Raw genomic sequence first — 6,471 nt, 5'->3', positions numbered from 1 at the left:
GGCGGCCTGGCGGCCTGGCGGCCTGGCGGCCTGGCGGCCTGGCGGCCTGGCGGCCTGGCGGCCTGGCGGCCTGGCGGTCGGCTCGCCGTGCCGGGAGGGTCCCGCCGGTCGCGGCGATCAGCGGTGCATATCTGCCTGCCACGGCCAGGTCCCTGCTGGTACGGAACCTGCTCGGCGGCCTTGTCACGCTGCTCGGGACGGCGGTCGCCGGTGCCGGGGCCGGTGGTTCCAGGGGCAGGACGCTCGTCGGGTTCGGTGCCTTCCTCGCCGTGACCGGCGTCCTCGTGCTGGTCCCGCTGTTGTCCCGGCCCGTCATCGCGGGCGTACTGCCGCTGCTGCGGGCCGGCTTCGGGGTCGTCGGCGGGCTCGCCGGCCGGAACGCCGTGCGCAACCCCCGCCGCACCGGCGCCACCGCCTCCGCGCTGGCCGTCGGCCTCACGCTGGTCAGCGCTCTGACCGTACTCGCCACCACCGTCGGCCGGTCCACGGACAGGATGACCGCGGACATCGTGAAGGCGGACTGCATGGTCACGGACAGCGGCGCGGGCCCGGACAGGTCGGCTGCTGCTGCCCTGCGCAAGGTCCCGGGCGTCACGAGGGTGTCGCAGGAACAGCACTCCTGGATGCAGTTCGACGGCATCCAGGAGGATGTCTCCGCCGTCACCCCGGCGGACTTCGGCAGGACCCTCCGCCTCCCGGTCGTCCCAGGCTCGCAGGACGCGCCGGCGAAGGGGCAGGTCGCCGTCGCCGAGGACGAGGCACGGGCGCATGGCTGGAATGTGGGGGACACCTTGCCCGCGGTGTACGGAGACTCCGGCAAGAGCCGCAGGCTGACCGTCGGAGCCGTCCTCGAGTCCGACGAAGTGGTCATGCCGCTCGTCGTCTCCTCGGCCGTCATCGATCCGAGCCCCGCCTCCTGGACTTTCTCGGAGGCGTACCTCAAGACGGACGGCAGCACGATTGCCGGGGCCCTCGCCGGGGCCCTCGCCGGACGTCCTGGCGTCAGGACCGGTGACCGGCAGGGCGTTCGCGAGGAGTTCGGCGGAGCCTTGGGCACCGTGCTGGACGTCCTGTACGCACTGCTGGCGATCTCCCTGGTCATCGCGGTGCTCGGGGTCGTGGGCACTCTCGCGATGTCGGTCTTCGAACGGCAGCGGGAGGTCGGTATGCTGCGCGCCGTCGGACTCGGCCGGCAGGGCGTGACGCGGATGATCCGGCTGGAGTTTGTGGTCGTCTCGGTCTTCGGCGCGGCGGTCGGAACCGCGGTCGGAGCCTTCCTGGGCCGGGCGGTCTGCGAGGCCACGAAGGCGGAGATACCGGGATACGCCTTTGCCCTGCCGTGGGACCGGTTCGGGCTCTTCCTGCTGCTGGCCGCAGTGGTCGGGCTGCCCGCCGCCATGTGGCCGGCCCACGGCGCGGCCCGGACGGACATGCTCACGGCGATCGAGTCCGAGTAGCGGCCCGGGCGAGTCACCGTACGGCCGTGGACACACCGTCGACGGCCGTACGGGCGCGGCTCGGGCCCGCCTCGTCAACCGCCTGGCACTCGCAGGCGGATCCGGCCGGCGGCCGGCGCGTGGGGAACGGCTTCGGCCCGGGGCCCGTCCTGTTCCGGTACCGGCCCGGCCCTGCGGGTCGCCGGTGCACCCCCACTCGAACTCCCGTAGGACATCCGCCTCTTGGACCGCCGCGAGCAGAAGCGGAGAGCCCGGGCCGCCGGCGCCGCGAACCCCGGCGCCCGGGCCGCCGTGCCATCCAGACCGAGCCCCTCTCCCAGGAGCTGAGCATGCCCGACCCCCTGACTTTCCCCGACGGCTTCCACTGGTGCGCCGCGACCGCCGTGCACCAGGTCGAAGGCAACAACACGACCAGCGGCTGGTGGGAATGGGAGACCGGCCCGAACCCCAAGGCGCCCATGGCGGACCCGTCAGGCGCCGCCTGCGACCACTTCCACCGCTGCAAGGACGACATCGTCCTGCTCGCGGAACTCGGGCTGAACACCTACCGCTTCTCCGTGGAGCGGGCACGCGTCGAGCCCCGCGAGGGAGAGTTCGACCGCGAGGCGCTCCGGCACTACCTCGGCATGGCCGACTCCTGCCTGGAGCACGGTGTCACCCCGGTCATCACGCTCCAGCACTTCACACTGCCGGCCTGGGTCACCCGCGCCGGCGCCTGGACGAACCCCGGCCTCCCGTCCTGGTTCGCGCGCTGCACCAGGCACGTGATGGAACACCTGCGGACCCGCGCTCCCTGCATCTGCACGATCAACGAACCCGGCAACATGATCACGCGAGGGTACCTGGGCACCTTCCCGACGCCACCGTTCGTCCGGAACCTCGACGCGTTCGGCGCCGCCGCGGCGGGACTGAACTCCGCACACCGCAGCGCTCGCGAGGTCGTCCGCGAACTCGCACCCGGCGTCAAGGCCGGCATGGCTCACGCGCTGCAGGACTGGCACGCCGACCCGGGCGGAAGCCCCGTCCTGCACTGGGCCCGGGAACTCCACGAGGACCGGTTCTTCGCCGAGACCGCCGAGGACGACTTCCTCGGCGTCCAGACCTGCACCCGGCTCGACGTCAACGCCCCCCCCGCGTCCTGGGGCACTTGAGCGCTGCCCTGCTGCGCAGCCGCCGCCTGGCACAGTCGCTCGTGGTCCCCTACCTGCGCCGCAACGCCGCTGCCGCTGTGCCTGTGGACGGAGCCGGCGACGGGGTCCGCCGCACACAGATGGGGTATCCGTGGGCCCCGGAAGCCGTAGCGGCGACGATCCGGCGAGTGGCGCACCTGCACCCCGGCAAGGAGATCGTCATCACCGAGCACGGCGTCGCGACCGAGACGGACACCGAGCGCGTCGACTACATCCGAGCGGGCCTGCGCGCCCTGCACGAGCTGATCGGCGACGGACTGCCCGTCACCGGATACGTCCACTGGTCCCTGCTGGACAACTTCGAGTGGTGGGACGGCTACCGTCCCAAGTACGGCCTCGCAGCGGTCGACCGCACCACTCAGGAGCGGTTCGTCAAACCATCGGCCCGCTGGTACGGCCACGTGGCCCGGCACAACCAGATGTGGGCCTGATCCGTCGCCCGGAGGCACCACTCTGCCGGGATCCGGTCCTCGGTTTGACCTCAACCGGGCTTGATGTTCCAGGCTGCTGGGCAGACACCGACGACGGGAGGTGCGTGTGACGACGCTTCAGCTGCCGGATCTGGCCCGGTCTGATGCCGGGACCACGCTGGTCAGCGAGTGGATCGTGGACGGGCCGGACCGGCAGGACCGGGCGGGCCGTGCGCTGCTGGGGGAGTGGGGCGAGCTGTCGGCCAGGTTGCGCCCCGAGGCTTTCCTGCGGCTCAGCTGCTTCGCAAGCGCGGACGGGCGGGTGCTTCTCTGTGTCGCGCAGTGGACCGGCGACGAGGCCCACCTCGCTTTCGTGCGCGAGCACCGGAGCGGGATGGTCGGCCGTATCGACCGCGAGATCCCGGGGATCGAGCGTCCTGGGTTGGTCCGCTACCGGCTGGCGCACACGGTCGTGGCGGACGGCGCCGACGACGACACGACCGACGTCATCGTCGTCACGCACGCCGGGAACGGGCCCGCGCCCCACGCTGCGCGATGGGCTGAGACCATGGCCGGCCGGCTGCAGACGGCTCCGCCCCCGGGCATGGGCACCGCGCACATGTTCGTGAGCGAGGACGGCGCGCGTGGCCTGCTCTATGCACCGGTGACACGGACGAACGGCGTTGCCGGCGCGCAGCCCTACCGGCTGCTCGGAGCCGTCGCAGGGCCAGACACCGGTGCAGACGGCGCGGGGCAGGCGGGGAGCGGGCGTTCTCATGGCACGGGCAGGACGTAGCCGACGCCGGACACCCGTTCCGGCAGCCTCCGCGGACGGCTGGTCCTGGGGTCGGCCGCTTCCTTCGGCGGGGACTTTCCGGTCCGATGGCGCACGGGCCGTCCCGCCAGGCACCGGGGCACCGGGACGGATCTGGTGAGGACACCGGCGGGCAGCGGAGAGTCTTCGCAACAGGTCGCTGCCGACGTGCTGGAGGGCGGAGCCGCACCTGTGCACGGCCTGCCCGGACCGTCGGCCCGCGAACGCACTGGCAACCCACCGGTGTCCACCGCGCTGGAGGCCGCCGAATTCAAAGCCCTCGCCCGCCGACCGCCCACCGAAATCGACACGCCCCCATCGCGCGCAGCCCGCCACCAGACCCGTGGCGGCCGCCACGATGCCCGGGCTGCTCCCGCCCATTACGTCCATCGCATGCCGATGGTGGACAGCAGCTCCACCCGCTCGGGCGTCAGCGTGGCGGCTCGGCTGCGCTGGTTGCCGACCCATGCCCCGAGCCGGAGCTCCTGCTCCTCCTGGTCCTCGCCGACGACGATCCGTTCGACGTGCTTGCGCGGCACTCGCAGGTGTCCCTCGCGTTCGTAGAACTGCTTGGCGGCCTTGTAGTTCAGTGCCCATCTGCCGGCCTGTGTACGGCGCGGTTTCGGCTGCCCGTCCTCGGTGGCGGGTGTGATCCCGAGGACCTGCTCGCACATCCACTGCTGGACGGTGGTGAGCTTGTCCCAGCCCAGACGCTGGGCGCGCACCCACCGCCCGAGATCCCCGGACTGCACGAGCACCTGGCCCGGCTCGGTGGGCAGCGCCTCGCCGGCGTGCAGGTGTATCCGGACGAGGTGGAAGTGGCGTTGCCAGGTGACCGGCCAGTGCGGGCACCAGGACGGGTCGATGTCCTCCAGTTGCTCGCGCCGCTCGTCCGACAGCACTCCGGCCACCGAACCGACCGCCAGCCCCTCGGCACGCCGCTGCCCGTTCTCGGCGGCCTTCCGGGCGGCTGCCCGCGCGTTCTTCAAGAAGGCGCCCACTCGGTACCCCTGGTACGTGGCGTCCAGCGGCGCCAGGAGGTGCCCGTTCTCGGCAGCCCACCCGCGCGCGGCAGACAGACCCTCCTCCCACGCGACGTCGAAGTGCGACCAGATCATGCCCAACTTCTCCAGCTGCGCGACGCGGTCCTCGTCCATGTCCCCGCGGGCATAGAACCTCCTGGCGTCGGCGGTCCACTGTCCGAGTGGGAACCCGGCGAGCGAGGCCGGCCACCCCGTGGCTTCCGCCTCCTGGCCGTCGTCGACGGCGGGCACGCGGTACGTGAACGGGACGCGCAGGTCGCCGTGTTCGCGGGCGTAGATGACGGCGGCCTCCACCCCGCGCCGCCAATGCTCGTGCTCCGGATTAAGGACACGCAGGGTGATGAATGCGGCCAGCTGCGCCGGGTCGCGGGGGGTGGAGAACTTCAGCAGGGCCTTGGCGGGGGCGCTGACGTCTCCGGAGCCCTCGCCGCTCCCGCCCGTACTCTTCCCGTCGTCGTCCTTGCTGACGGGCTGGTAGCGGCTCGGGGCCTGCTGCTCCGCGAGAGTCTCCACGATCCTCGCATCGTGTGCCCGCAGTGCCTCCAGCAGCTTGGCCAGCCCGCCGTAGGCCCGGGAGGTGAGCATGCTGTCGGCCGTCTCGCCGGGACCGAGCAGCACTGGTACCACGAGCGAGGCGACCTTGCCCTCGCCCGGCTGCATCCGCAGCGCCCGGCCCACCGCCTGGACCAGATCTGGCATCGAGCCGCGGACGTCCGCGAAGTACACAGAGTCACAATTTCGGGTATCTACGCCTTCGCCCAGCACCTTCACCGAGCACAGGAAGCATTTCTCCGCCACGGTGCCGTCCGTGGCGGTCCCGGCGGCGAACTCCCCGAGCAGGCGGCGGCGGTGGAGCGGTTTGTGGTCGCCGCACAGCCAGTCAGCCCGGATCGTGGCCGGGTACAGCCCGGGGTCGGATGTGTGCAGCTGCGCGGCGACGTCCGGGAGGCCGGCCGCGAACGCCTCGGCCTCTTCCACCACGTGGTGGAAGACGAGCGTGCGGCGGAAGCCTTCCTCGGCGGACGCTTTCACCAGGGCGGTCTGCAGGGCTGCGAGCCGGGCCACGCGTACCTCTGCCGAGCGGCTTTCGGCGCCGAGGAGCTGTGCGGCCTGGAGCGCGGTGTCGGTGACGTCCACGCATACGACCTGGTAGGGGGCACAGATTTCCCGGTCGATGGCCTCCGAGAGGGGCAAAGTGAACGCCCTGCTGCCGAAGGGCCCGTCGGGGTCGTCGTCCATGCTCGCGACCAGCTCGCCGGGTGCTCCGGCCGTGTCCTCGTCCCCGAGCTGCCACAGCCGTGGCGTGGCTGTCATGTACAGGCGGCGCAGGGACGGGATCTTCTGGCTGTCGTGGACGACGGCCCAGGGTTTCCCGATCCGGCCCGAAACGCGGTGGGTGTGAGGTCTCATTGATGTTGCTGTGACCGTCTGTCGTTGACCTGCGGTACCGCACATACATCGCGACGGGTTCTAGAGACACGACGGGCTGTTTGACCTGCGGTCTTGCAGGTTGGATAAGACTGCTGCATCTAGACTGAGAACCTCTATGAGAGGGCG

General features: G+C 71.6%; 5 protein-coding genes. 4 read left to right on the top strand and 1 reads right to left on the bottom strand.

Annotation, left to right across the window (positions count from 1 at the left end; genetic code table 11):
* The 4 genes from ACLZOT_RS30140 to ACLZOT_RS30125 form a co-directional block, all read left to right on the top strand.
* Positions 1-1,457, top strand: a 1,457-nt coding sequence (locus tag ACLZOT_RS30140) for an FtsX-like permease family protein (RefSeq protein WP_416972278.1), incomplete at its 5' end; no start/stop codon positions are given.
* 329 nt (positions 1,458-1,786) lie between these two features.
* The gene (locus ACLZOT_RS30135) at positions 1,787-2,608 is read left to right on the top strand and encodes a family 1 glycosylhydrolase (protein WP_416972277.1); all 822 of its coding nucleotides are present in this window, start codon (positions 1,787-1,789) and stop codon (positions 2,606-2,608) included.
* Entirely contained in the window at positions 2,605-3,078 is a 474-nt protein-coding gene (locus tag ACLZOT_RS30130; RefSeq protein ID WP_416972276.1) for a family 1 glycosylhydrolase, read from the top strand. The genes ACLZOT_RS30135 and ACLZOT_RS30130 overlap by 4 nt, the downstream gene beginning before the upstream one ends.
* 106 nt (positions 3,079-3,184) lie before the next feature.
* Positions 3,185-3,853, top strand: coding sequence for an antibiotic biosynthesis monooxygenase (locus ACLZOT_RS30125; protein ID WP_416972275.1), 669 nt, complete (start codon positions 3,185-3,187; stop codon positions 3,851-3,853).
* Positions 3,854-4,251: 398 nt separating this feature from the next.
* Here the strand turns inward: ACLZOT_RS30125 and ACLZOT_RS30120 are convergent, their stop codons facing one another.
* On the bottom strand, positions 4,252-6,324 hold the full coding sequence (locus ACLZOT_RS30120) for a Helicase associated domain protein (RefSeq protein WP_416972274.1): 2,073 nt from the start codon (positions 6,322-6,324) through the stop codon (positions 4,252-4,254).
* Positions 6,325-6,471 lie beyond the last annotated feature (147 nt).

Origin of the sequence: Streptomyces sp. 4F14, assembly GCF_048159485.1 — a bacterium.
In the GTDB taxonomy this organism is placed as follows: domain Bacteria; phylum Actinomycetota; class Actinomycetes; order Streptomycetales; family Streptomycetaceae; genus Streptomyces.
The sequence above is the reverse complement of the archived record's forward strand: the minus strand, read 5'-3'. Positions and strand labels throughout refer to the sequence as shown.

Bases quoted from the DNA above. Each gene is read 5' to 3' on its own strand.
- ACLZOT_RS30135 (WP_416972277.1), top strand. From the start codon at position 1,787: ATGCCCGACCCCCTGACTTTCCCCGACGGCTTCCACTGGTGCGCCGCG.
- ACLZOT_RS30120 (WP_416972274.1), bottom strand. From the start codon at position 6,324: ATGAGACCTCACACCCACCGCGTTTCGGGCCGGATCGGGAAACCCTGG.